We start from the raw sequence: 25457 nt of genomic DNA, 5'->3' as shown, positions 1-25457 counted from the left end.
GTCACGACGAAGGCCGCCGACCCCGCTGGGGGTCGGCGGCCTTCTCGCGTACGGGAGACCGGGCGTCGGGGCCCGGTGGATCAGCGCAGGCCGGCGGCGACGAGCAGGTTGCCCGCCGGGATCGGGGCGGTGACCCGGCCGGTGGCCATCCGCTGCTCGGCCCGCTGCGCGGTGAACGCGGCGTCCCCGGCGATCGCCGAGGCGTACGCTGTCGCGGTGCGGGCGGCGATCGCCGACCAGCCGTACTGCTCGTGGACCATGGCGCGGGCCCGGCGGGCGAGCACCCGGGCGCGTTCCCGGTCCGACAGCAGCGCGTGCACGGCCTCGGTGAGGTCGGCCGGGTCCTCCGGGGCGAAGGTCATCCCGGTCACCCCCGGCTCGACGATCTCGGCCAGCCCGCCGGTCTCGGCGACCGCGAGCGGTGCGCCGGCCGCCGCGCCCTCCAGGGCGACCATCCCGAACGGCTCGTAGATGCTGGGCACCGCGAAACAGTCCGAGGCGGCCATCACGGCCGGCAGGTCGGTGCCGCCGAGGAAACCGGGCATGGCGACCGTGCCGCCCAACCCGAGCCGGCGCACCTCGGCCTCCAGCTCCGCCTTGTACGGCCCGTCGCCGACGATCACCGCGCGCAGGCCGGGGTGCCGCTCGCGCAGCCGGGGCAGGCCGGCGAGGAGGTGCTGGACGCCCTTCTCGTAGACCAGCCGGCCGGCGAAGGTGACCAGCGGCCCGTCCCCGGCGAACCGGGCGCGGGCCGCGGTGACCGCCGAGGTCGGCACCTTCCACCGGTGCGGCTCGACCCCGTTGGGGACCACGTCGACCCGGGCGGTCGGCACGTCGAACAGCGCGCCCACCTCGTCGCGCATGTACCGGGAGCAGACGATGACCCGACCCGACTCGGCGGCCAGCCACTGCTCGACGCCGTGGATGGTCCGGTTCATCTCTCCCGGCAGCCAGCCCTGGTGCCGGCCGGCCTCGGTGGCGTGGATGGTGGTCACCAGCGGCACGTCCAGGTGGGCGCGCAACGTCATGGCGGTGTGCGCGACCAGCCAGTCGTGGGCGTGGATCACGTCGTACGCGCCGGACTCGGTGGCCCGCAGGGCGGCCCGGGTCAGGGTGTGGTTGAACGCCATCGTCCAGGCCAGCAGCGAGTCGGTGGCCAGCGGGAAGGTGACCGGGTCCTCGGCGGCCCGGACGATCCGCACGCCGTCGGCGTACTCCTCCAGCGCCGCGCCCTCGGTGTGCCGGGTGACGACGGTGACCTCGTGCCCGGCGGCGGCCAGGGCCACCGACAGGGCGTGCACGTGCCGGCCGAGCCCGCCCACCAGCACCGGCGGATACTCCCAGGAGAGCATCAGAATGCGCCGGGTGCGCGGGGGCACGCCGGAGCCGCCGCCCTGCTGGGGGAGCTGGGGCCGGAAGGTGGGGGTGGGCCGGCGGGTCCGGTCCACAGCGGTCGCGAGCTGGTCGCTGACCCGCAGGGTGGTCACATCAATCTCCGTCCATGCGCACGCGATCACGCCGGCAGCGGTGACGGCGGGAGGGGGCGGTGGTGGGGGTGGCCGAGGGCCGAGTGGCGACGTGCCCGCGCGGGCGCGTCGCGTCTAGCAAAGGGCATCGGGCGGCTCGGCGCATCTCGAAAGGGCCTATCGTGACGGACGACACCTGACGGTGGGTGATCCCTCGGACGGGTGGAAATCGGGTGCCGTCCGAACGGGTGGATTGGCCGACCCGGCCACGGGGCATCAGTGGCGTGCGCATCGGCCGGTCCCCGACTCGGTAGGTGTGCTCATGATCATGGGCCGAAGGAGCGACATGCAGGTCTGGCCGGGTGAGCGTTATCCCCTGGGCGCCACCTACGACGGGATGGGCACCAACTTCGCGATCTTCTCGGAGGTCGCCGAGAAGATCGAGTTGTGCCTGTTCGACGAGTGGGACACCGGCGCGGAGCGCCGGGTCGAGCTGCGTGAGGTCGACGCGTACGTCTGGCACGCGTACATCCCCGGGATCGAGCCGGGCCAGCGGTACGGCTACCGGGTCCACGGCCCGTACGACCCCGCCAACGGTGTCCGGTGCAACCCGCACAAGCTGCTGCTCGACCCGTACGCCAAGGCGGTCGACGGGGAGGTCAGCTGGGACCCGGCGGTCTACGACTACGAGCTGGGCGGTGACCCGGACCGGATGTCGCAGACCGACTCGGCCCCGTTCATGCCCAAGTCGGTGGTGGTGAACCCGTACTTCGACTGGGGCAACGACCGGCCGCCGCGCATCCCCTACCACCACTCGGTGATCTACGAGGCACACGTGCGCGGGCTCACCATGCGTCACCCCGGCATCCCGGAGGAGCTGCGCGGCACCTACGCGGCGATCGCCTCCCCGGTGATGATCGACTACTTCCGGCAGCTCGGGGTGACCGCCATCGAGCTGATGCCGGTGCACGAGTTCGTGCACGACCACCGGCTGGCCGACCTCGGCATGCGCAACTACTGGGGTTACAACAGCATCGGCTTCTTCGCCCCGCACCACGGCTACTCCGCGCTGGGCCGCCTCGGCCAGCAGGTGCAGGAGTTCCGGGGCATGGTCAAGGCGCTGCACGCCGCCGGCATCGAGGTCATCCTCGACGTGGTCTACAACCACACCGCCGAGGGCAACCACCTGGGCCCGACGTTGAGCTTCAAGGGCGTCGACGCCCCCAGCTACTACCGGTTGTCCGAAGAGGACCGCCGGTACTTCGTCGACTACACCGGCACCGGCAACAGCCTCAACGTGCGCAGCCCGCACTCCCTCCAGCTGATCATGGATTCGCTGCGCTACTGGGTGACCGAGATGCACGTCGACGGGTTCCGCTTCGACCTCGCCGCCACCCTGGCCCGCGAGTTCTACGAAGTCGACCGGCTGTCCACGTTCTTCGAGGTGGTGCAGCAGGACCCGGTGGTCAGCCAGGTGAAGCTGATCGCCGAGCCGTGGGACGTCGGCCCCGGCGGCTACCAGGTCGGCAACTTCCCGCCACTGTGGACGGAGTGGAACGGCAAGTACCGCGACACGGTCCGCGACTTCTGGCGCGGCGAGCCGGCCACCCTGGCCGAGTTCGCCTCCCGCATCTCCGGCTCGGCCGACCTCTACCAGGACGACGGCCGCCGCCCCTTCCACAGCATCAACTTCGTCACCTGCCACGACGGGTTCACCCTCAACGACCTGGTGTCGTACAACGACAAGCACAACGAGGCCAACGGTGAGGAAAACCGCGACGGCGAGGGCCACAACCGGTCCTGGAACTGCGGCGTCGAGGGGGAGACCGACGACGCCGGCATCACCGCACTGCGGGCCCGGCAGCGCCGCAACTTCCTCGCCACCCTGATGCTCTCCCAGGGCGTGCCGATGCTCGGCCACGGCGACGAGCTGGGCCGTACCCAGCACGGCAACAACAACGCCTACTGCCAGGACAGCGAGCTGGCCTGGGTGGACTGGGAGCGCGCCGACGACGACCTGCTGGCCTTCGTCCGGCGGCTCACCGACTTCCGCAACCGGCACCAGGTGTTCCGTCGCCGCCGGTTCTTCACCGGCCTGCCGGTGGGTGGCCGCAACGCCGAGGCGGGGCTGCCGGACCTGGCCTGGTACACCCCCGACGGCCGGGAGATGACCGGTGAGGACTGGGGCAACGACTTCGGCCGGTCGGTGGCCCTGTTCGTCAACGGCGACGGCATCCCCGAGCGCGGCCAGTACGGCCAGCGGCACCGGGACTCCTCGTTCCTGCTCTGCTTCAACGCCCACGACGCGCCGCTGGACTTCACCCTGCCCGGTGCGGAGTTCGGGCAGCGCTGGGAGTTGGTGATCAGCACCGCGGAACCGGATCCGGAGAAGCCGACGGTGGTCGAGGCGGGCGGCGCGGTCTGCGTGCCGGACCGTTCCCTGGTGGTCCTGGAGAGGACGGTCTGACATGCCCGCTCAGCCCGCACCCGACTCGACGGCGACGGTCGGGTCGACGTACCGCGTCCAGGTCCGACCCGGGTTCGACCTGGACACCACCGCCGGGCTGGCCGACTGGCTCGCCGACCTGGGCGTCACCCACCTCTACACCGCACCGCTGCTCACCGCGACCCCCGGCTCCGCGCACGGCTACGACGTGGTCGACCACCGCGCGGTCAACCCGGAGCTGGGCGGGGAAGCCGGCCGGCAACGGCTGGTCCGGGCGTTGCGGGCGGCCGGGCTGGGCCTGGTCGTCGACATCGTGCCCAACCACGCCGGGGTTGCCCAGCCGGCCGCCAACCCGGCCTGGTGGGACGTGCTGCGCCGGGGCCGGGACTCGGCCTACGCCGACTGGTTCGACGTCGACTGGGAGCGGGGGCGGCTGCTGCTGCCGGTGCTCGCCGACAGCCCCGACGCGACCGACGACCTCAAGCTGGTCGACGGGGAACTGCGCTACCACGAGCACCGGTTCCCGATCGCCGACGGCACCGCCGACGGCAGCCCCCGCGACGTGCACGACCGGCAGCACTACGAGCTGGTCTCCTGGCGGCGTGGCGACGCCGAGCTGACGTACCGCCGGTTCTTCGCCGTGTCCGACCTGGCCGGGCTGCGGGTGGAGGACCCGGCGGTCTTCGACGCCACCCACGCCGAGGTGCTGCGCTGGGTGGCCGCCGGTGAGGTCGACGGCATCCGCGTCGACCACCCCGACGGCCTGCGCGACCCGGCCGGCTACCTGACCCGGTTGCGGGCCGCCGCCCCGCACGCCTGGCTGGTGGTGGAGAAGATCCTGGAGTACGGCGAGGAGCTACCGGACTGGCCGGTCGACGGCACCACCGGCTACGACGCGCTCGCTGCGGTCTGCGGGCTGTTCGTCGACGGGCGGGCCGAGGGCGACTTCACCGCCCTCGACGCCCGGCTCACCGGCCGGCACACCTCGTGGCAGGACCTCACCCACACCACCAAGCTGGAAGCCGCCACCCGGCTGCTCGCCGCCGAGTTGGGCCGGCTCGCCGCGCTCGCCCCCGACCTCGACCGGGACGCCACCCGGGCGGCCCTGGCGGAGTTGGCCGCCTGCTTCCCGGTCTACCGGGGCTACCCGCCGCACGGGGCCCGGCACCTGGCCGCCGCCCGCGCCGAGGCGGGCCGCCGCCGGCCCGATCTCACCGCCACCCTCGACGCGGTGACCGCGCTGCTGCGCCGTCCCGAGCACGAGCTGGCCGCCCGGTTCCCGCAGCTCACCGGTGCGGTGATGGCCAAGGGGGTGGAGGACACCGCCTACTACCGGTGGAGCCGGTTCGTCGCGTTGAACGAGGTCGGTGGCTCGCCGGCCCACTTCGGGGTGCCGCCGGCGGAGTTCCACCGGTTCGCCGCCGCCCGGCAGGTCCGCTGGCCCACCAGCATGACCACGCTGTCCACCCACGACACCAAGCGCGGCGAGGACGTCCGGGCCCGGCTGGCCGTGCTCGCCGAGCTGCCGGCCCGTTGGGCGGAGCAGGTCGGTGACTGGATGGCCCGTGCGCCGCTGGCCGATCCGGCCTTCGCCCACCTGCTGTGGCAGACCGCCGTGGGTGCCTGGCCGATCGACCGGGAGCGGCTACACGCGTACGTGGAGAAGGCCGCCCGGGAGGCGTCGACCTCCACCAGCTGGGCCGACCCCGACCCGACCTTCGAACACGACCTGCACGCCCTGGTCGACCGGCTGTACGACGACCCGCTGCTGCACGACGAGGTCAGCGCGTTCGCCGCCGAGCTGACCCCGGCCGGCTGGTCCAACGCGCTCGGCCAGAAGCTGGTCCAGCTCGCCATGCCGGGGGTGCCCGACACCTACCAGGGCACCGAGTTGTGGGAGAACTCGCTGGTCGACCCGGACAACCGCCGCCCGGTCGACTTCGCCGTACGCCGGGAGCTGCTGGCCCGGCTCGACGCCGGCTGGCAACCGGCGGTGGCCGCCGACGGCGCGGCCAAGCTGCTGGTGGTCTCCCGCACGCTGCGGCTGCGCCGTGACCACCCGGAGCTGTTCGCCGGCTACCGGCCGGTGGCCGCGCACGGGCCGGCCGCCGCCCACGTGGTCGCCTTCGACCGGGGTGGTGTGATCGCGGTGGCGACCCGGCTGCCGGTGGGGCTGGCCCGCGACGGCGGCTGGCGTGACACCCGCCTGTCGATGCCCGGCAACAGTGTTACCGACGTGTTCACCGGACGGGTCTACAGTGGTTCTGAGCTGCTCCTTCATGATCTGCTGAGCACCTACCCCGTCGCGCTCCTCGCGCCCACCGCCCTGCTGGCTCCCACCGACCCCGTGGAGGCTGCCGCATGACCGAGTTCACCGTCTGGGCGCCCGACGTCGCCCGGGTCCGGCTGCACCTGCCCGGCGTCGCCGACCGCGACATGCGGGCCGGGCCGGACGGCTGGTGGCGGGTCGAGGTGCCCGCCGCCGGCCCCGGCACCGACTACGCGTTCCTGCTCGACGACGACGACACCCCGCTGCCCGACCCGCGCTCGGCCTGGCAGCCGACCGGGGTGCACGGGCCGAGCCGACGCTACGACCACGCCGCCTTCGCCTGGACCGACCAGGGCTGGCCCGGCCGGCAACTGCCCGGCAGCATCCTCTACGAGCTGCACGTCGGCACGTTCACCCCGGAGGGCACCTTCGACGCGGCGATCGACCGCCTCGACCACCTGGTCGACCTCGGCGTCGACCTGATCGAGTTGCTGCCGGTGAACGCCTTCAACGGCGAACACAACTGGGGCTACGACGGGGTGTGCTGGTTTGCCCCGCACCAACCCTACGGCGGGCCGGACGGGCTGAAACGCCTGGTCGACGCCGCCCACGCCAGGGGGCTGGGGGTGATCCTCGACGTCGTCTACAACCATTTCGGGCCCTCCGGGGCCTACGCGCCGAGGTTCGCGCCCTACCTGACCGAGCAGGACAACTCCTGGGGCCGCACGGTCAACCTCGACGGCCCGCACTCCGACGGGGTGCGCCGCTACATCGTCGACTCGGTGCTGATGTGGCTGCGCGACTACCACGTCGACGGCCTGCGGCTGGACGCCGTGCACGCGATGCCCGACTCCCGCGCGGTGCACGTCCTGGAGCAGGTGGCGGTCGAGGTGGAGGCGCTCGCCACCCACCTGGGCCGGCCGCTGTCGCTGATCGCCGAGTCCGACCTCAACGACCCCCGGCTGATCACCGCCCGGGAGGCGGGCGGCTACGGCCTGCACGCGCAGTGGAACGACGACGCCCACCACGCCCTGCACACCCTGCTCACCGGGGAGCGGCAGGGCTACTACGGCGACTTCGGCTCGCTGGAGTGCCTGACCGACGTGCTGACCGGGGCGTTCTTCCACGCCGGCACCTGGTCCAGCTTCCGCAACCGCAGCCACGGCCGGCCGGTGGACCGGCACGCCACCCCCGGGCACCGGTTCGTGGCGTACCTGCAGAACCACGACCAGATCGGCAACCGGGCCACCGGCGACCGGATCTCCGCCGGGTTGTCGCCCGCGCTGCTGCGGGTCGGGGCGATGCTGCTGCTGACCGCGCCGTTCACCCCGATGCTGTTCATGGGGGAGGAGTGGGCGGCCAGCACGCCGTGGCAGTTCTTCACCAGCCATCCGGAGCCGGAGCTGGCGGCGGCGGTCGCGACCGGCCGGCGGCGCGAGTTCGCCGCGCACGGCTGGCCGCCGGGCGACGTGCCCGACCCGCAGGACCCGCAGACCTTCCTGCGTTCCCGGCTCGACTGGGCCGAGCTGGACAAGCCCGAACACCGCGAGATGTACGACTTCTACCGGCGGCTGATCGCGCTGCGCAAGGCCCGCCCCGACCTGTCCGACCCCCGCCTGCACCAGGTGGAGGTACGCCACGGTGACGAGTTCCTGGTGGTCCGCCGGGGCGGATGCCTGGTGGTGGCGAACCTCGCCGGTCGACGCCAGCGGATCACCCTGCCCGGGGTGGCCCGCCGGGTGCTGCTCACCACCGGAGAGGGCGTCACGGTGATGCGCGACCGGGTGGAGCTGCCGGCGGAGACCGCCGCGATCGTGGCTCTCTGAGCGCCGCGCCCGGCTGTGCCACGGCTGGCTGTGCGCGGCAGCGGTCGTGGCCCGGGGTCATCTGCGCGGGCCCGCGCGTTTCTCGGGTGACACGGGCGGTGCGGCGGGTAGCGGCGGGCCGCTGCTGCCCGCTGCTGCCCGCGGCAGCATCGGGGATCGCGAGGGTGCATGTCCCCGCGAGGGGTCGTCACGCTGGGTCACGGGTGCGGCGGGAGCCAGTGTGCGCGCAGAGCAGTATGCCTGTCCGTCATATTTATGCCTGTGTGTCATAAGCCCGATCGGACCATGACACTCCAGACCCGACCTCGCGCCGCCCGCTGACGGGCGACGAGCATCAGCCCGCAGCTCAGGACTCCTCGAACAGCTTCCCGGTCACGTAAGTGCCCTTGCCCTGGCGTCCCTGAAGCTCGCCGGTGATCTGGAGATGTTCGATCGCCCGCCGCACCGTGCCGATGGAGCAGTCGTACCTCTCGGCAAGTTCAGGCAGCGACGGGAGTTTGTCGCCTTTCTTGAGCTGCCCCGAGGCGATCGACGTCCGGATGTCGTTGATGACCATCCGGAAGGTCGGGACGTAGCCACTCATGGAATTCAGTAGATCAGTCGGCCCAGCTAGCCATGTCCAGTATGTCTTTGTTTCAACATTGCTTACACTGTCTACTCTGCTAGTAGAGTTGGACCCCGGTCAGTGATGAAGAGGGGTGTCATGCCGAGACGAAAGTGGTACCAGCATCCGGTCTATTCGGTTCAGGACGATCCGTCCCCTCCAAGGAACCGGGGTGAGCGGATTGATGCAGCTGAGCAGGAGGCGGCTCGGTGTCGCCTGCTCGCGCAGGCCGAGGCGGAGCGGGTACCCGTGGAGGACACGACGCGCGCCGTGCCGGATCGGCGGTGGCGGCGTGGGCTCTGAGGAACTGCCGGTCGGACGGCGGGTGGCGCGCTGGCGGGTACGGCGGCGGATGACCCAACAGATGCTCGCCGACCGGCTCGGCAAGTCGAAGAGCTGGGTGGACAAGGTCGAACGCGGGGTCCGCACGTTGGACAGGTACTCGGTCATCCAGGAGATCGCCGAGGTGCTGCGGGTCGATCCGGCGGTGCTGCTCGGCACCCGGCTGCCGTCGGCGGGCGGGACCGGCGTGGACGGGGTGGACGGGCTGCGCGCCGCCCTCGCCCGTTACGACGTCACGGTCGGGGTGGTGTCACCGGCGGAACTGCGGCGGCATGTCGGGCACGCCTGGTTGACCTATCAGCACGCGCACTACGCGCAGGTGCTGCGGGCACTGCCGGGGTTGCTCGACGCGGCCCGCAGCCGGCACTCGACCGCCCCGGAGGGCGCGGCGGAGGCGCTGGTGCAGACGTACCGGATCGCCTCGGCGGTGCTGGTGAAGCTCGGCGAGGCCGACCTCGGGTGGTTGGCCGCCGACCGGGCGGTGGCCGTGGCCGGCGACGACCCGGTACTGGCGGGTACGGCGGCGGTCGCGGTGGGGCAGGCGTTGCGGGCCCTGGGCCGTGGCCGGTTGGCGCTCGCGGTGGCCGTGGCCGCCGCGCGTCGCGTCGCCCCGAGGCCGGTACGCGACGCCCCGGCGGGCCGGCAGGCGCTCTGCGGGACGCTGCTGCTCCAGGCCGCCCTTGCCGCCGCCGAGCACGGCGACACCCACCGGGCCGACGAGCTGATCGACCTGACTGCCGGGATCGCCACCCGGGCCGGGAGCGGTGACGATCCGCACCGGATCTGCTTCGGGCCGGTCGCCGTCGAGCTGGCCCGGGTGGTGGCGGCGATCGAAGTGGGCGACGGTGGGGAGGCTGTCTACCGGCACGAGCAGGTGGTCCGTCGGGAGGGGTGGCAGCTGCTGCCGGCCGAGTACCGGGCCGCCTACCTGGTCGACGCCGCGCGGGCGTACCTCCAGGTCGGTGACCTGTTCGGGGCCGGTCGGGTGCTCGTCGACGCGGACGGCATCGCGCCGGCCGAGGTGCGCTGCCGGCCGGCGGCGCGTGCGGTGATCGCCGAGATCGCCCGGGGGCGGCCTACTGTGGCCGGTGTCGCGCGACTGGCCACGCTGGTCGGCCTCACGACCCGGTGACCGGTCGCCCTCCGCCTGCCCCGCCCGCCTGCCCCGCCCGGCCGGGTCCGCCGCCTCCGCCTGCCCGGCTTGCGGCCCGCCCTTGGCCGTCGCCGCCGACGGGCCGCAGGCCGCGCCGGCCGTGCCGACCGGGCTGCCCGTGGTGGTGGCCCGGCCGGTCGGACCGGCCGGGCCACCACCCGCAGGCCGGCGGTTACAGGGTGACCTGCCGGCCGCCGAGGGTCACCACGAGCCGCCCGTCGGAGGCGAAGGACCAACCGATCGCCCCGGTGTACGACGCGCAGCGGGAGCCGTTGGCGCCGTTCCAGAACTGGTTGGAGCTGTCGGCGTTGCCGACGATCTTGTCGTTCGAGCCGCTGCCGCTGCGGCACGAGGTGTTGCTCCGGAACACCGAGCTGCCACCGTCGAACGAGAAGTTGCGCTCGGTGTTGTCGATGCTCAGGTTGTTCGAGATCGACATCGAGCCGAGGTTGCGGTTGTAGGTGAACCCGTGCTTGCCGTTGCGGAAGGCGATGGTCCGCCGCACGACGTGGTTGACCGCGATGTCCTCGCCGCCGAGCTTGAAGCCGTTGCGGTCACCGTTGCCGTTCTGGGTGCCGTTGCTGAGCGTCCCGTTGTTGTAGGCCAGGGAGTCCTCGATGGTCACCACACCGATGGCTCCGGTGTCGGTCTTGGTGTAGAGGTCCCACCCGTCGTCGATGTTGTTGTGGGACACCGCGTACCGGAAGACGTTGCCGTTGCCGACGGTGAGCTTGGCGGCGAAGCCGTCGGCGTCCTCCCCGTCGGAGTCGGCGTTGTCGTGCGACTCGGCGCTGAGCACCAGGTTGTTGGCCGGCCACTGGTCGCGCGGGGTGCTGGAGGCGATCCGGGAGAGCTGTAGCCCGCTGTCGCGGTTGAAGCGGGTCACCGTACGTTCGATGATGTTGTTGCTGCCGCCCACGAAGATCCCGTTGTCGCCGGCCCGCTCGACGACGATGCCCTGGACGTGCCAGTACGACCCGTTCAGCGCGAGCCCCCGGTTGGCCGGGTCCTCGCTCATCGCCGAGAAGTTCAGCACCGGCTTCTCGCCCGGGTAGGCGAACAGCTTCTTGCGGGCGCTGGCGGTGCCGTTGTTGCCCGGTTCGATGGTCACGGTCTGCGCCAGGTTGTACGTCCCGGCGCGGACATAGATCGTCCCACCGGCGGTGACCCGGGTGATGGCCGAGGCGAGCGTGGTCGGGTTCGTCTGGGTGCCGGCCGCACCGGCGCTGCCGTTCGGTGCCACGTACAGCGTGCTGCCCGACGGCGGGGGTGTCGTGGGCGGTGGGGTGGTCGGCGGCGGCGTGGTGGGTGGGGGTGTGGTGGGCGGGGGTGTCGTCGGGGGCGCGCTGGTGGGGGTGCCGGTGGTGGGGGTGACGCCGCCGGTGCAGGCCACCCCGTTGACCGCGAAGTTCGTCGGGACCGGGTTGCTGCCGGTCCAGGTGCCGTTGAAACCGAACGAGACCGTGCCGTTGGTGGCGACCGCCCCGTTGTAACCGGCGTTCGCCGCGCTGACCGTGCTGCCGCTCTGGCTGAACGTGGCGTTCCACCCCTGGTCGACGCGCTGCCCGGCACCGAACGTCCAGGTGGTCGTCCAGGCGCTGAGCGGGTCGCCCAGATTGGTGAGGTTGACGCTCGCGGTGAAACCGCCGGACCACTGGGTGGACACCGTGTAGTCGATCCGGCAACCGGCGGCGGCCTGGGCGGCGTTCGCGGTGATCACGACTCCGGTCGCGGTGAGCGTCGTCGCCGCCACTGCGGACATCCACAGTGCCGTCCGACGCTGTCGGTAGATCATGGTCTTCTCCTGGGGGTTGGGGTACGAAGCCCGCCCTGCCCCGGGGCCGCTCCGGGAGGTGGTGGGTCGGCGCGTCAGTCGAGGTAAGCGCTTTCCAAGGTACTGAGCATCGTCTATGCCGTCAATCCGCCCGTCCGCCCCGGCACCCCTCCACCCTGGGGAGGAGGCGGCCTCCGACCGGGGGCCGTGACCGGGGCTTCCGGTCGGGCGCGGCCGGGCCGGCAGCCGGCGAGGCTCGACACATGACTGAACTGATGTCCCGGGCGGCCGGCCGGCACCGCCCCCTGATGGTGCTCAGCGTGGCGGCGGCGGTGCTCGCCGTCGTCACCGCCGTCGGTGTGGTCGTCGACGGGCGGGTGCTCACCGGCGTGCCGATCTGGCTCAAGCCGTTCAAGTTCTCGGTGTCCTTCGCGCTCTACGCCGCCACCCTCGCCTGGATGCTGGCGCAACTGCCGCGCCGCAGCCGGATCGCGGAGTGGTCGGCCGGCGTGGTGGTGGCGACGGCCCTGGCCGAGATGGTGGTGATCGTCGGGCAGGTGCTGCGCGGCACGACCAGCCACTACAACCAGACCACCCCGCTCAACGCCGCCCTCTGGCAGGTGATGGGAATAGCGATCATGGTGTTGTTCGCCGCGCACCTGATCGTCGCGGTGGTGCTGCTGGTACGGCGGCCCACCGACCGGGCCACCACCTGGGCGGTGGCTCTGGGGCTCGGCCTGTCCGCGCTGGGGATGCTGGCGGCGTTCCCGATGGTGGCCCAGGACCGGGCCGGGCCGGACGGGATCGCCGGGGCGCACAGCGTGGGCGTGCCGGACGGCGGGCCGGGCCTGCCGATCGTCGGGTGGAGCACCACCGGGGGCGACCTGCGGATCGGGCACTTCGTGGGGCTGCACGCCATGCAGGCGCTACCGATCCTGGCCTACCTGCTGCGCCGCTACCTGGGTCACTGGCTCGACGAGCGGAGCCGGGTCCGGCTGCTGGTCGTCGCGGGGGCCGGGTACGGCGTACTCACCGTGCTGTTGACCTGGCAGGCGCTGCGCGGGCAGCCGCTGCTGCGGCCGGACCTGGCCACCCTCACCGCGCTGGCCGCCCTGGCTGCGGCGACCACGGTCGCCGCGGTGGCGGTGGTGGCCCGGCGACGTCGCCCGGAACTGGCGCTGGCCGCGTGACCGCCACCTGGTTCACGCTGACCTTCGCGCTGGCCGCACCGTTCTGGGCGCTGATGATCCTGCTGCCGGGCTGGTCGTGGACCATCCGGATCGTCCGGTCGCCGTTGATCGTCCTGCCGGTCCTGGTGATCTACGCGGTGCTGGTGCTCCCGGCGCTCGGCGCGGTGCTCCCGGTGGTGACCTCGCCGACCCTGACCGGGGTACGGGACCTGTTCGGCACCGACGTCGGCGCGGCGGCAGCCTGGGCGCACCTGATCGGGTTCGACCTGTTCGTCGGCCGGTGGGCGTGGCTCGACAGCCGGGACCGTGCCGTGCCGGCGCTGATCATGGCCCCGGTGCTGGTGGCGACGATCCTGCTGGGACCCCTCGGCCTGGCCGGTTACCTGGTGCTGCGGACCCGCTGGACCCACCCGAGTGGGGCAGCTGCCGCTCCCACCTCCCGATCCGTAGGCTGACCCCGTGGGTTGGGTCGGGCGACTGTTCGACGCACGGGACACTCTCGTGCGGATGCTGCTGCTCGATCTCAGTGGCCTCGGTTACCTCGTCTTCGGCACGCAGGCCGGTAAGCCGCCCACCGACGCCCAGTGGGCGCTGGCGGTGGTCGCGTTCGCCGTCGCGTTGCTCGCACACCGCCAGCCCCTGGTGAACCTGACGGTGCAGACCGGACTGCTGGTGGTCGCGGTCGTGGCCCTCGACGACACCACCATCAACCAGGTCGGGGCCAGCTGGGCGCTGCTCGAACTGACCATGCGGTCCCGTCGGCCGCGTACCGGTTGGCTGGCCGCCGGCGGGCTGGCCGTGGTCACGGCGTTCGGCCCGTCCCCGTCGGGTCACGGGGCCCGGGGCATCGTCGGGACGGTGTTCGGGGTGCTGGTCTACGTCGGGCTGCCGCTGCTGGTCGGCACGGTGGTGCGTACCAACCGCGAACTCGCCCGGCAGGCCGAGGAACGGCTCCGGGCGGAACAGTTGCGACGCGAGTCGGACAACAGGGCGGCGCGCGCCGACGAACGCAGCGCCATCGCCCGCGAGCTGCACGACGTGGTCGCGCACCATGTGGCGTCGATGGTGCTGCGTGTCGGTGTCGCCCGGCACGTCCTGACCGACCTCGGCCCCGGGGTGGGCGCGGTCTTCGACGACGTGCACGCGACCGGGACGGCGGCGTTGGCCGACCTGCGGGGGCTGGTCGCGGTACTGCGTGATCCCGACGTGGCGCACGGGGACGCGGCACTGATCTCGATCGAGCCGGCGGCGTTGCCGACCGCGCTCGGCGCGGCGATCGACCGGGCCCGGCAGGCCGGGGTGACGGTGGAGGCGGAGGTCGATCCGGCGGTGGGCGCACTCGACGCGGTACGCGGGCTGGCGGTGCTCCGGTTGACCCAGGAGGCGCTGACGAACGTGGTGAAGCACGCCGGCACGTCCACGCGGGCACGGCTGTCGGTGTCGGTCGTCGAGGACGCCGTCCACTGGGAGGTGTCCGACGACGGTCGGGGCTGGGCTCCGGCGGCGGTGCCGCCCGGTGGTGGACACGGTCTCACCGGCATGCGGGAACGCGTGGAGGTCCTCGGTGGGCGGTTGGACGCCGGGCCGGCCGGCACCGGCTGGCGGGTCCGGACCGTGCTGCCTGCCGGTGCGTCCCCCACCGGGGCGTCGCCCGGTGCCGGTGCGTCGCCGGCCGGTGCGGGGACGCCTCGGGCCGGGTGGGCCGGCCCGGCGTCCCCGCCGCCCGGTTCCGCCGGGCCGTACGCGGCGGGGCCGGCGTGATCCGGGTGCTGCTGGTCGACGACCAGCACCTCATCCGTGCGGGCCTGCGCATGCTCTGCGAGGCACAACCCGACATCGAGGTCGTCGGGGAGGCCGACAACGGCCGCGACGCGGTCACCCTGGCCGCCCGGCTCGTCCCCGACGTCGTGGTGATGGACCTGCGGATGCCCGGTGTCGACGGGATCACCGCGACCGGGCGCATCCTCGCCGACCGGCCCGGCACCCGGGTGCTGGTGTTGACGACGTTCGGCGACGACGACCATCTCTATCCCGCCCTGACCGCCGGTGCCTGCGGGTTCCTGCTCAAGGACGCCCCGCCTGCCGACCTGGTCGACGGGGTCCGGCGGGCCGCCGCCGGAGCCAGCCCGTTCAGCGAAGAGGTGTTGCAGCGGTTGGTCGGTCGGGCGGTGCGGGCCCGCGTGCAGCCGCGCACACCGGTGACGGGCCTGACCGCCCGCGAGCGGGACGTCCTCGACCTGGTGGCCGAGGGGCTGTCCAACACCGAGATCGCCGACCGGCTGCACATCGGCGTGACCACCGTCAAGACCCACATCACCAGTCTGATGACCAAGACGGACAGCCCGAACCGGGTTCGCCTGGCGCTGTTCGCCCGAGGCGGCTGACCGGGCCCACCGGGGGCGGCTGACCGGGCTCCACCGGGGGCGGCTGACCGCGCCCACCGGGGACGGCTGACCGGGCCGCCCGGCTGGGGTGGCTGTCGGTCGGCCCGGCTATCCTGCGCGACGCCGGGGGCGTCCCCGGCGAGGGCTCGGGTGGGAGGTCGGGTGACGGTCGGGGAGTCGGACTCGGTGGCGTTCCAGGTAGCCGTCCGCGCGGTGGCGCAGGAGACCGGCGCGGGCCGGATCGTCGCCCTGCGTGGCCTCGGCGAACTGGTGTCCGGCTGCCCCGGGCTGCGACCCCGGGCGGTCGCGGCTCTCGCCGACGGGCTGCGGGCACCGGTGGGGGCCGACGGGTGGGACGCCGACGCCCGGCGGGAGGCGGGCCGGGTGCTGGCCGCGCTGTTGCGCCCGGCGGCGGAAGCCCCGGCCGGGCCGGCGGACCCGACCGCCGATCCGGAACCGCCGCCCGCCGTCGACCTCGACCTGCGGGGGGCCACCCTGGTCGACCTCGACCTCTCCTGCGCGGTGCTGGGCGCGGCCCGGTTCGCCGACGCCCGGTTCCTCGGGACCACCTCGTTCTCCGACGTCCGGTTCACCGGCGACGCCGACTTCGCCCGCACCGTCTGGCCCGGCCCGGCCCGCTTCACCCGGGCCCGGTTCCTCGGCCACGCCGCATTCGGTCGGGCCCGGTTCCGCGCCGACGCCGACTTCACCGGGGCCCGGTTCGCCGCGTTCGCCTGGTTCGGCCGGGGCGAGGACGAGCTGTGGGAGGACGACCCGGCCTGGGAGACCATCGAGGAGACCTCCCCGGCACCCTGGGACGAGCCGAACGAGGACGACCCGCACTGGCCCGTCGCCGTGCTGATGGGTGACTACCAGGAGTGGAGCGAGGGCGGCGACGGTGCCCGGTTCGTCGGGCCGGTGTCGTTCCGGCAGGCCAGCTTCGCCGGTCCGGCCTGGTTCTTCAAGGCGCGGTTCGGGGCCGCCGCGACGTTCCGACGGGCCCGGTTCGGTGGGCCGGTCCACCTCGACCAGCCCAGCGTGGAGCTCACCGGCGCGACCTGGGCCGGTACGACCGACGACGGGCCGGTGTGCTGGCCGCTCGGCTGGACGCCGGCACCGGCCGGGCCGGACGGGGCGCAGTTGGTGCCCGACGACGCCGTCCGCCCGTATTCGGGTCAGCTCGCCGACGCCGACCCGGACGTGCGCCGGGCGGGGCTGGCGGTCCTCGCCGACCTGGGTGACGCCCGGCCGGAGCTGCGGCAGCGGGTGGTGGACGCGGTCTGCGGCTACCTGCGTACCCCGCTGTCGTTCGACCTGGCCGGGCCCCGCACCGACGGGCAGGCCGCCGAGCTGGAGCTGCGGCGCACCGCGCAACGGATGCTCGCGGCGCGGCTGCGTCCGTCGACGCCCGCCCCGGGCGAGCCGCCGCACTGGCCGGGAACGGACCTCATGCTCTGCGGGGCCACCCTGGTCGACCTCGACCTCGGCGGTTGCCACGTCGGCCACGCCGATTTCACCGGCGCCCAGTTCCACGGCGACACCGGGTTCGTGGGGAGCGTCTTCACCGGGGCGACCTTCCGGCTCGGCGGCGGCGACGGGCAGGCGACGTTCCACGGTCCCGTCAGCTTCGCCGGGGCACGCCTCGACCGCCGACGCGGTGTGCGCGAGGTCCTCGGCGCCGTGGCGGGTCACGCCGGGGTGGTGGTCGACGAGACGGCGTCTCCCCCGGCGTGAGCGCCACCGCGCGGCGCCCTTGAACGACCCGGCCCCGGCGGGCGCTACCGCAGGACCCGTACGCCGATGGCGATCGCGCCGATGACCAGCAGGCCGCCCAGGAACTGGAGCCCGGGGGAGTCGTCGGACTCGCCGAGTACGACGCCGGCCACCCCGACGGCCAGGAGCACGACGGCGACGAGGGCGGACAGGTACCTCACGGCGTCGGCTCCTCGTCGTCGACGAATTCGAGCAGGTCGCCCGGCTGGCAGTCGAGCACCCGGCAGATCGCCTCCAGCGTGCTGAACCGCACCGCCTTGGCCCGGCCGTTCTTCAGCACGGCCACGTTGGCCGGGGTCAGCCCGACCCGCTCGGCGAACTCGCCGACGCTCATCTTGCGTCTGGCCAGTTGCACGTCGATGCGGACGACGATGGGCATCAGATCACCGCCTCCAGGTCGGTGCGCAGTGCGGTGGCCTGCCGCAGCAGCGCCCGCATCACCACCATCAGCAGCCCGAGCACGGTGACGCCGACCGACAGGAGGAACAGCAGCATCGGCAGCCCGGGGTCGTCGGCGTGGAACCCGACATAGCCGAAGACGGCCACCAGCACCAGCCAGCCGGCGGCGACGGCCCAGACGATGGCGTCCACCCAGGCCAGTGCCGACTCACTGAAGATCCGGTCGTTTCTGACCAGGGTGAGCAGCCGCCAGGTGGCGACGATCACCACCTGTACGCAGAGCACCCAGAACACCGTCACGGCGGTGGCCGGCCAGCGCAGGTAGGCATGCTCGGGTGCTTCGCGCGCCAGGTGGGCGAACTGGCCGGGCAGCGACATGGTCTGGAACAGCACCAGCACCGCGAACAGGACCACGAGGAAGCCTCTGAGGGCGGTGACCGCCCAACGCGCTGTCGTCATATATCGACTATCGCTCGTAAGCTATCGAAAGTCAATCGACTCGGCGGGTGGGCGGTGACCCGACACCGTCAGGGGACCGGCCACTCGTGGACCGGCTGGTTGCTGTGCATCAGCTCGACGTAGTGGCGGACCACCTCCCGCAACGCCTCCGGCCGGTCGAGATGGTCGGCGGACTCCAACCGGTGCAACGTCGCCACCTGCCAGCTCGCGCCGTTGCGTCCGGTCAGGCAGCGCTGCTCGATGATGCCGAGCAGCCGGTCACGTTCGGCCGGATCCACCCCCCAGCCGTCCAACCCCTGGTGCGCCAACGGCAGCAGCCGGCGCAGCACCAGCTCGGTCGCCGGCAGATAGCCCAGACCCGGCCAGTAGACCTGCGCGTCGATGCCGTGCCGGGCCCCGCTGGTGAAGTTCTCCTCCGCCGCGCTGAACGACATCTGCGACCACAGTGGCCGGTCCGACTCGGCCAGCGCCCGGACCAGCCCGAAGTAGAACGCGCCGTTGGCGATGGTGTCCACCACCGTCGGCCCGGCCGGCAGCACCCGGTTCTCCACCCGCAGGTGCGGGCGGCCCTTCCACACGTCGTACACCGGCCGGTTCCAGCGGTAGATGGTGCCGTTGTGCAACCGCAGCTCGGCCAGCCTCGGCACCCCACCGGCAGCCAGCGTCTGCGCCGGGTCCTCCGGGTCGCAGACCGGCAACAGCGCCGGGAAGTAGCGCACGTTCTCCTCGAACAGGTCGAAGACGCTGTTGATCCAGCGCTCACCGAACCAGACCCGTGGGCGTACCCCCTGGGCCTTGATCTCCTCCGAGCGGGTGTCGGTCGCCTGCTGGAACAGCGGCACCCGGGTCTCCCGCCACAGCTCCCGGCCGAAGAACAGCGGGGAGTTCGCGCCCAGCGCCACCTGGATCCCGGCGACCGCCTGGGCGGCGTTCCAGTAGGCGGCGAAGTCGACCGGGCTGACCTGCAGGTGGAACTGGGTGCTCGTGCAGGCCGCCTCCGGGGTGATGGTGTCGGCGGTGGTCGCCAACCGCTCCACCCCGCTGATCGCGATCCGCAGGTCCTCCCCACGGGCGGCGAAGATCTGCTCGTTGAGCAGCGCGTAGCGCGGATTCGCCGACAGCGCCCCGGCGGTCAGGTGCCCCGGCTCCAGGGTCGGCAGGATGCCGATCATCACCATGTGGGCGTCGACCGTGCGGGCCTTCTCCTCGGCGGCGTTCAGGCTGGCCCGCACGTGAGACTCGAACTCGGCCGTGCCGGTGCCGACGAGTCGTCGGGGCGCCACGTTGATCTCCACGTTGAACTGGCCCAGCTCGGTCTGGAAACTGGGATCGGCGACGGCGGCCAGCACGTCGGCGTTGCGCATCGTCGGCCGGGAGTCGTCGTCGACCAGGTTCAGCTCGATCTCCAGGCCGGTCATCGGCCGCTCGACGTCGAACCGGGACTCCCGCAGCATCTCGGCGAAGACGTCCAGACACCGGCGGACCTTCTCCCGGTAGCGGGCCCGGTCCTCCCGGCTGAACGTGCGCGCTCCGACTTCCTCACCCATGGCCACCCGCCCTGTCACCGTTGGTCCTGTCAACCTCGCACGTCCCGGACGGACCGGGAAGACCCGAAGGACCCCCTACGTACCCACCGGGGACCCGGGTGATCCCCGTCGCCCCCCGGTCGTCACGCGCCGGCCGCCGACGGCGGCTGGCTACCATGACCCGATGCGCGAGAAGGTGACCCGGTTGTTCGTGGCGGCGGCGATCGCCGAGGCGTGCTCCTGGCTGGCCCTGCTGGTCGGCATGGCGGTCAAGTACGGCCCGCCGGGCAACGAGATCGGCGTCAAGGTCTTCGGGCCGATCCACGGCGCGCTCTTCGTCGCGTACGGCCTCCTGGTGCTCGCCGTCGCCCGGCTGCACCGGTGGTCCCTCGGGGTCACCGTCGTCGCCCTGGTCTGCGCGGTGCCGCCGTTGGCCACCCTGTTCTTCGAACGCTGGGCCGCCCGCCGGGGCCTGCTGCGGGCCACCGGGGAGCAGCGCCCGTTGACCCCCGTCGGCTGACCGCCCCGCGTGCGCGCCCGGCGGGGACACCCCGCGACGGGCCGACGCCGGGAGTCGACCGGGCCGGAACCCACCCACCCACGACCGGGCCGCCCGGCCGGGCCCGGCCGTCGGGGCGGGTGACGATCGGACGGGTCGCCGTCAGGTGAGGACCACGGCGGCGGCGACCAGCAGCACCAGCACCGCCCCCAGCACCGCCTGGATCAGCAGCGGCGGGCCCAGGTGGCTCCACACCGTGGCGGTACGCGGGGTGAGCAGCTGACCGGTGGTCAGGTTGACGATCCGTTCGATGCGCGGCGGCAGGTCGACGTCCTGCGGCTGCAGGGTCAGCTGCACCCAGTCGGACGGGTGCACCGCGCTCTGCGGCAGGTGCCCGTGCAACTCCACCTCATAGAGCAGACCCTTGTCGTCGCGCACCCGCAGCGGTGTGACCAGGAACTCCGGACCCTTTTTCAGGTCCTTCCAGGTGCGGCGCGCGCCCCCGCCGGCCCGGGAGAGGGCGGTCCGCACCAGCAGCACCAGCAGACCCGCCACGCTCGCCGCGGTCAGCACCGCCACCAGCACCGGCTGGCCGATCCTGACCTCGCGGGGGTAGCCGTCCATGAACCGGACCACCCGCCCGGTGAGTATCCGCTGGGTGGGGCGTACCACCCGATTTCGGAGATCGCTGTCCATGTTCACCACCGAGAGTCCCTTTCCGTTCACTGATGGTATCCAGCAAACGGGTCGAACGACGTGAATGAACCGGAGAGTCACGACACGGACGACGGTGGGTGAGGCGCTTCGGCTGGTGGTCGGGCCGAGGTGACATCCCGGGCAGCCCGGGTAAGCGGGCGGCCGAGCCGGAAAGGGGTCGAGCATGCAGCTGTCCTTCCTGCGCCCGCTCTATGACCGTCCCGGGCCGTGGTGCTCGGTCTACCTGGACGCCTCCCGGGACACCCAGGACGCGCGTCCGGCGTTGGACCTACGCTGGCGGGCCCTTGCCGAACAACTCGCCGCCGACGGCGCCGACGAGCCGACCATCGCGGCCCTGGACCGGGTGGTCCGGGGTCACGACCCGATGCCCGGCGACTACGGGCTGGCCGCGTTCGCCAGTCGGGGCCGGGTGGTGCTGTCCGAGTACCTCGCCGCGCCACCACTGCGCGACCTGGCCGCGTACACGCCGCTGCCGCACGTGATGCCCCTGCTGGCGCAACGCGGGGAACAGGTGGCCTGGGTGCGGGTCCTCGCCGACCGCACCGGCGCGGACGCGGTCGCGGTCAGCGCCGGTGGGGTGCCCCGACGGGCCCACGTCAGCGGCCGGCAGACCTACCCGCTGCGCCGGGTGCAACCCGGCGGCTGGTCCCAGTCCCGCTACCAGCGGGCCGCGATGGAAGCCTGGCACCACAACGCCGGGGACGCCGCCGCGGCCACCGCCGAACTGGCCGACCGGGTCGGCGCGGACGTGGTGGTCGTCGCCGGGGACATCCGGGCCACCGGGATGATCACCGCGCAGCTGCCGGCCCGCTGGCAGGACGTGGTGGTGCGCACCGACGCCGGCTCCCGGGCCGGTGGCGCCGACCCGGCCGCGATGGACGACGTCACCGTGCAGACCATCGCCGAGGTCGCCGACCAGCACGTCACCGCCGCGCTGGACCGGTTCGGCACCCAGGAGGACGTCGGTGCGGGGCTGGCCGCCGTGGTGGCCGCCCTGCAACGCAACCAGGTCGACACGATGCTGCTCGTCGACGACCCGTCGGCCGTCGGTGAGCTGTGGATCGGACCCCGCCCGACCGACATCGCCACCGCACCCGGCCAGCTCGCCGCCGTGTCCGACCCGCAACGGGTCCGCGCCGACGCGGCACTGGTCCGGGCGTTGGTCGGCACGGACGCGGACCTGACCGTCCTCGGGCCGGACGAGGCCCCCGAACTGGCCGACGGGATCGGTGCGGTGCTGCGCTACGTCGACCCGGCCACGCCGGGACGCGACCATGGCTGACCGTACGGTCGCGCAGCTGGTGGTGGACCGGTTGCGGGCCTGGCGGGTGCCCCGCGCCTTCGGCTGCCCGGGGGACGCGATCGCCCCGGTGGTCGAGGCACTGGACACCGCGGGCGGGGACCCGGAGTTCGTCCCCGCCCGGCATGAGGAGGCCGCCGCCTTCATGGCGACCGGGCACGCCAAGTTCACCGGCGGCATCGGGGTCTGCCTGGCCACCCAGGGCCCCAGCGCGGTGCACCTGCTCAACGGTCTGTACGACGCGAAACTGGACAGCCGGCCGGTGGTGGCGATCCTCGGGGAGGACGTCACCGGACCGCTCGGTGAGGTGCACGAGGAGATCGGGCTGAGCCGGCTCTTCGGCGACGTCTGCCACCAGTTCGTCCGCTACGGCCGTACCCCGGCCCAGGTGCCGGCCCTGCTCGACCAGGCGTTGCGCACCGCCGCGGCGACCCGCAGCCCGACCTGCGTGGTGCTGCCCCGCGCGTTGCAGGTCGCCGTGGTGCCGGACCTGCAACCGGACACGGTGGGGGTGCTCAACGCGACGCCGGGCGAACCGCTGGCCCGGGTGCTGCCCCACCAGGCGGACCTGGACGCCGCCGCGGCGCTGCTCAGCGTCGGAGCGCGGGTGGCGATCCTGGTCGGGCAGGGCGCCCGGGGTGCCGCCGGGCAGATCGCGGCGCTGGCCGACCGGTTGGGTGCCGGCGTCGCCAGCTCACTGCCGGGCAAGCCGGTGCTCGACGAGCGGCTGCCGTTCCACACCGGGGTGCTCGGTGCGGTCGGCACCACCGCCGCCGCCCAGCTGATGGGTGGCGCGGACACCCTGCTGCTGGTGGGCACCAACGACCCGTGGACCGACTACCTCCCGATGCCCGGTCAGGCCCGCACCATCCAGATCGACATCGACGGGCGACGGATCGGCAGCCGGTACCCGGTGGACGTGCCGCTGGTCGGCGATGCCACCGAAACCCTGCGCGCGCTGCTGGCCCAGGTCGCCGACCGGCCCCACCGGCAGTGGCGGGCCACCGTCTCCGGCTCCGTCGAGCGGTGGCGCGCGGAGGCCGCCGCCCGCGCCGCCGAACCGGCCGAACCGGTCAACCCGCAGCTGGTGCTGCACGAGCTGTCCACCCGGTTGCCCCGCACCGGGTCGGTCGCCGTGGACGTCGGTTCGGTGCTCTACTGGTACGCCCGCCACCTGGAACTGCCGCCCGGGGTCGACGCGCAGCTCTGCGGCGCACTCGGCTCGCCGGGCTGCGCCGTGCCGTACGCGCTCGCCGCGAAACTGGAGCGCCCGGACGAGCCGGTGATCGCCATGCTCGGTGACGGCGCGATGCAGCTCAACGGGCTGGCCGAGCTGATCACCGTGGCCCACCGCTGGCAGGGGTGGGCCGATCCCCGGCTGGTGGTGCTGGTGCTCAACGACCGTGACCAGCGGGGTCTGGACCACCGCGGGTGGGTGCCGGGCGTGGCCGGGCGGCGGGCCGACGTGCCGTACGCCGGTTGGGCCCGGCTGCTCGGGCTGCACGGTGTCCGGGTGGACCGGCCGGAGCTGGTCGGCGCGGCCTGGGACGAGGCGCTCGCCGCCGACCGCCCGTGCGTGCTGGAGGCGGTGGTGGACCCGGGCGTGCCGCTGCGGGTGCCGGAACCGGCCCTGGCCGACCTGCGGGGCCTGTTCGCCGACGGCGACGCCGCCCGACGCGTCCGGGACCGGATGATGTCGGCCGAGCGGTCGGTCGTCGAGGCCGAGGACCTCGTCTAGCACCGTCGTCGCCGGTGCACCCCCGGGGTCGGGGATTGCGCCCGACGGGGCGGGATGCCCCGTTTAGACCCCAGAGGGAGGGGAAGCCGGGCTGCGTGGTGAGTGATCGAGGCGGGGTGGAGCCGGCGTCGGTGGTGCCGGCGGGACCGACGGCCCAGGGTGCGGGGCTGGCCGGCGACCGGGTCGTGGCGGTGGGCAGCCCCGCGCGGGTGCTGGTGGCCGCCGCCGCCCGGGCCCTGCGCGGGGTGGACTGCGCCGACCTGGGCCAGCCGAGCCCGCCGTCACGGTTCACCCCCGCGCCGAAGCCGGTGCGGGGGGCCGTCGCCGGGCGGGTCGCCGGCAAGCTGGCGCTCACCGCCGCACAGGCCGGCGAGGTGGACGGGGAACGGGTGGCCCGGTGGATCGTCGACCAGTACCCCCGGGAACGGTATCCGGCGCTGGTGCTGGGCTCCCCGCACGCCGCCGCGGTGCACCTGGCCGTGGCGCTCGGGGTGCCCTGGCTGCCCACCGGGTTCGAGATGACCGCGCACTGGACGCGCGGCGCGGTGGACCGGCCCGGTGCCGCCCTGGACCAGGGTGCCGCGTTCGCCGCCCGGATCCTCGCCGGCAACCCCGACCTGCACGTCCGCCAGGTGCACTGCCCGGCGAGCCGGGGCACGCTGGCCGGCGTCGCGATCAGCCTGGTGGCCCGGTGGCGGGCGTTGCCGGTGGCGTACGCCCGGTTCCTGGCCGACCGGCTGACGCCCCGGGCGGTGCTGCTGCTGGTCGGTGACGGCCGTCGGTGGCCGGTGTCGGACTCCGGGCAGGGGCACAGCTTCCAGCTCGGCTCCCCGGCCAGCGGGCTGGAACCGGTGGACTTCCACACCGACTCACCCACCCTGCGTCAGGTGCTGCGGGCGGTCGGCGGGACCGGGCAGGGCTGGGAGCCACCGGCGGTCACCGCCGCCCGCGAGCCCGCCGAGCACGGGGTGGAACCGGGCTTCACCCGCACGCTGGACCACTGGGCCCGCAGCCGGGGGCACGAGCTGCGTCAGGTGCAGACGCCGCACCCCGGGGCGCTCAGCGCGGCGACCGCCGACCTGTACCGCCGGTGGCTGCGTCGGGCCGGCAAGACCGGCGACCGGTTGGTGGTCGAGTGCGGCCGGCTGTTCGACCCGTGGCAGGTGGTACGGGCGGGACTGGTGCCGTACTGGTGTGAGAACGCGACCCGACGCAGCGTCGAGGAGGTGGAGTGGTGGCTCGCCGGCAGCGAGCCGTTCAGCTCGGTGGACGTGCTGCCCGAGTCGCCGGGGATGCGCTCACCGGCGCTGGCCGGGCTGCCGCAGTGGCTGGCGGTGGCGGCGTTCGGCCGTCGTCGCCGGGCCCTGGACCGCACCGCCGCCCGCGGCTACCCGGTCGCCTCGGTGGCCACCCGGCGGGCCACCGAGGTGCTGCGCGGTCAGCCGTACGACCTGCCGACGCCGCCGCCGCTGAGCGTGGCCGACGCGTTGGCCGGGCTCCGGGACGCGGGTGCCCCGCTGGGGTTGGCCGTGTCCTGACCGGCCTGCCCGTCCGGCGCCGACACCGCCCGCTCCGGCGGGCGACGGGCAGCC

Annotated in this window: 21 protein-coding genes; 13 read left to right on the top strand and 8 right to left on the bottom strand. The window is 73.5% G+C overall.

Annotated features, from left to right (window positions below; translation table 11 throughout):
- Nucleotides 1-80 precede the first annotated feature (80 nt).
- Complete coding sequence (locus AB0C22_RS06490) at nucleotides 81-1487, bottom strand: glycosyltransferase family 4 protein (protein WP_357533836.1); 1407 nt, start codon at nucleotides 1485-1487, stop codon at nucleotides 81-83.
- A gap of 325 nt (nucleotides 1488-1812) precedes the next feature.
- On the opposite strand from AB0C22_RS06490, the gene glgX reads away from it, so the two are divergent.
- Genes glgX through treZ form a run of 3 tightly spaced genes read left to right on the top strand, consistent with a single transcriptional unit; the run spans nucleotide 1813 to nucleotide 8007 of the window.
- Nucleotides 1813-3933: a glycogen debranching protein GlgX gene (glgX, locus tag AB0C22_RS06485; RefSeq protein ID WP_357533833.1), complete on the top strand. Its 2121-nt coding sequence runs from the start codon at nucleotides 1813-1815 to the stop codon at nucleotides 3931-3933.
- Nucleotide 3934: 1 nt separating this feature from the next.
- The gene (gene treY, locus AB0C22_RS06480) at nucleotides 3935-6277 is read left to right on the top strand and encodes a malto-oligosyltrehalose synthase (RefSeq protein WP_357533831.1); all 2343 of its coding nucleotides are present in this window, start codon (nucleotides 3935-3937) and stop codon (nucleotides 6275-6277) included.
- Nucleotides 6274-8007, top strand: a complete 1734-nt coding sequence (treZ, locus tag AB0C22_RS06475) for a malto-oligosyltrehalose trehalohydrolase (RefSeq protein ID WP_219461048.1) — start codon at nucleotides 6274-6276, stop codon at nucleotides 8005-8007. The genes treY and treZ overlap by 4 nt, the downstream gene beginning before the upstream one ends.
- Before the next feature lie 346 nt (nucleotides 8008-8353).
- On the opposite strand, the gene AB0C22_RS06470 is transcribed toward treZ, so the two are convergent.
- Nucleotides 8354-8590: a winged helix-turn-helix domain-containing protein gene (locus AB0C22_RS06470; protein WP_219461053.1), complete on the bottom strand. Its 237-nt coding sequence runs from the start codon at nucleotides 8588-8590 to the stop codon at nucleotides 8354-8356.
- Between the two features lie 313 nt (nucleotides 8591-8903).
- Here AB0C22_RS06470 and AB0C22_RS06465 point away from each other — a divergent pair, with 313 nt between their 5' ends.
- The gene (locus AB0C22_RS06465; protein WP_308290698.1) at nucleotides 8904-10085 is read left to right on the top strand and encodes a helix-turn-helix transcriptional regulator; all 1182 of its coding nucleotides are present in this window, start codon (nucleotides 8904-8906) and stop codon (nucleotides 10083-10085) included.
- A gap of 193 nt (nucleotides 10086-10278) precedes the next feature.
- On the opposite strand, the gene AB0C22_RS06460 is transcribed toward AB0C22_RS06465, so the two are convergent.
- Nucleotides 10279-11901: a cellulose-binding domain-containing protein gene (locus AB0C22_RS06460; protein ID WP_357533828.1), complete on the bottom strand. Its 1623-nt coding sequence runs from the start codon at nucleotides 11899-11901 to the stop codon at nucleotides 10279-10281.
- A 242-nt stretch (nucleotides 11902-12143) separates the two neighbouring features.
- Between AB0C22_RS06460 and AB0C22_RS06455 the strand changes: the two genes are divergently transcribed.
- The 5 genes from AB0C22_RS06455 to AB0C22_RS06435 all read left to right on the top strand — a co-directional run bounded on the left by AB0C22_RS06455 (nucleotide 12144) and on the right by AB0C22_RS06435 (nucleotide 17188).
- Nucleotides 12144-13070, top strand: coding sequence for a hypothetical protein (locus AB0C22_RS06455; protein WP_219461060.1), 927 nt, complete (start codon nucleotides 12144-12146; stop codon nucleotides 13068-13070).
- A complete protein-coding gene (locus AB0C22_RS06450) occupies nucleotides 13067-13525 on the top strand; it encodes an ABA4-like family protein (RefSeq protein WP_219461063.1) in 459 nt (152 codons plus the stop codon). Before AB0C22_RS06455 ends, AB0C22_RS06450 begins: the two co-directional genes overlap by 4 nt.
- A 52-nt stretch (nucleotides 13526-13577) precedes the next feature.
- Nucleotides 13578-14831: a histidine kinase gene (locus AB0C22_RS06445; RefSeq protein WP_255597549.1), complete on the top strand. Its 1254-nt coding sequence runs from the start codon at nucleotides 13578-13580 to the stop codon at nucleotides 14829-14831.
- Nucleotides 14828-15454: a response regulator transcription factor gene (locus tag AB0C22_RS06440; protein WP_219461069.1), complete on the top strand. Its 627-nt coding sequence runs from the start codon at nucleotides 14828-14830 to the stop codon at nucleotides 15452-15454. The genes AB0C22_RS06445 and AB0C22_RS06440 overlap by 4 nt, the downstream gene beginning before the upstream one ends.
- A 162-nt stretch (nucleotides 15455-15616) precedes the next feature.
- On the top strand, nucleotides 15617-17188 hold the full coding sequence (locus AB0C22_RS06435) for a pentapeptide repeat-containing protein (protein ID WP_357533824.1): 1572 nt from the start codon (nucleotides 15617-15619) through the stop codon (nucleotides 17186-17188).
- A 44-nt stretch (nucleotides 17189-17232) separates the two neighbouring features.
- On the opposite strand, the gene AB0C22_RS06430 is transcribed toward AB0C22_RS06435, so the two are convergent.
- The 4 genes from AB0C22_RS06430 to AB0C22_RS06415 form a co-directional block, all read right to left on the bottom strand.
- The gene (locus AB0C22_RS06430; protein WP_219461075.1) at nucleotides 17233-17388 is read right to left on the bottom strand and encodes a hypothetical protein; all 156 of its coding nucleotides are present in this window, start codon (nucleotides 17386-17388) and stop codon (nucleotides 17233-17235) included.
- On the bottom strand, nucleotides 17385-17606 hold the full coding sequence (locus AB0C22_RS06425; protein ID WP_208566316.1) for a helix-turn-helix transcriptional regulator: 222 nt from the start codon (nucleotides 17604-17606) through the stop codon (nucleotides 17385-17387). The genes AB0C22_RS06430 and AB0C22_RS06425 overlap by 4 nt, the downstream gene beginning before the upstream one ends.
- Nucleotides 17606-18085 carry a DUF2975 domain-containing protein gene (locus tag AB0C22_RS06420; RefSeq protein ID WP_357533822.1) on the bottom strand — a complete coding sequence of 160 codons (480 nt, stop codon included), beginning with the start codon at nucleotides 18083-18085 and terminating at the stop codon, nucleotides 17606-17608. The genes AB0C22_RS06425 and AB0C22_RS06420 overlap by 1 nt, the downstream gene beginning before the upstream one ends.
- A 68-nt stretch (nucleotides 18086-18153) precedes the next feature.
- Entirely contained in the window at nucleotides 18154-19632 is a 1479-nt protein-coding gene (locus tag AB0C22_RS06415; RefSeq protein ID WP_208566314.1) for a glutamate--cysteine ligase, read from the bottom strand.
- A gap of 163 nt (nucleotides 19633-19795) precedes the next feature.
- Between AB0C22_RS06415 and AB0C22_RS06410 the strand changes: the two genes are divergently transcribed.
- On the top strand, nucleotides 19796-20131 hold the full coding sequence (locus AB0C22_RS06410; RefSeq protein ID WP_357533820.1) for a DUF3817 domain-containing protein: 336 nt from the start codon (nucleotides 19796-19798) through the stop codon (nucleotides 20129-20131).
- Nucleotides 20132-20272: 141 nt separating this feature from the next.
- Here the strand turns inward: AB0C22_RS06410 and AB0C22_RS06405 are convergent, their stop codons facing one another.
- Nucleotides 20273-20815 (bottom strand): hypothetical protein, encoded by a 543-nt coding sequence (locus tag AB0C22_RS06405; protein WP_208566486.1) that lies wholly within the window; start codon nucleotides 20813-20815, stop codon nucleotides 20273-20275.
- A gap of 175 nt (nucleotides 20816-20990) precedes the next feature.
- On the opposite strand from AB0C22_RS06405, the gene AB0C22_RS06400 reads away from it, so the two are divergent.
- The 3 genes from AB0C22_RS06400 (at nucleotide 20991) to AB0C22_RS06390 (ending at nucleotide 25403) form a co-directional block, all read left to right on the top strand.
- A complete protein-coding gene (locus AB0C22_RS06400; protein WP_219461083.1) occupies nucleotides 20991-22109 on the top strand; it encodes a Vms1/Ankzf1 family peptidyl-tRNA hydrolase in 1119 nt (372 codons plus the stop codon).
- Nucleotides 22102-23865: a thiamine pyrophosphate-binding protein gene (locus tag AB0C22_RS06395; protein WP_357533817.1), complete on the top strand. Its 1764-nt coding sequence runs from the start codon at nucleotides 22102-22104 to the stop codon at nucleotides 23863-23865. The genes AB0C22_RS06400 and AB0C22_RS06395 overlap by 8 nt, the downstream gene beginning before the upstream one ends.
- Before the next feature lie 134 nt (nucleotides 23866-23999).
- The gene (locus AB0C22_RS06390) at nucleotides 24000-25403 is read left to right on the top strand and encodes a hypothetical protein (RefSeq protein ID WP_357534035.1); all 1404 of its coding nucleotides are present in this window, start codon (nucleotides 24000-24002) and stop codon (nucleotides 25401-25403) included.
- The last annotated feature ends 54 nt before the right edge of the window (nucleotides 25404-25457 follow it).

The organism is Micromonospora sp. NPDC048894 (genome assembly GCF_040649765.1).
Lineage (GTDB): Bacteria > Actinomycetota > Actinomycetes > Mycobacteriales > Micromonosporaceae > Micromonospora > Micromonospora antibiotica.
This window is presented reverse-complemented; position numbering and strand designations above follow the sequence as displayed.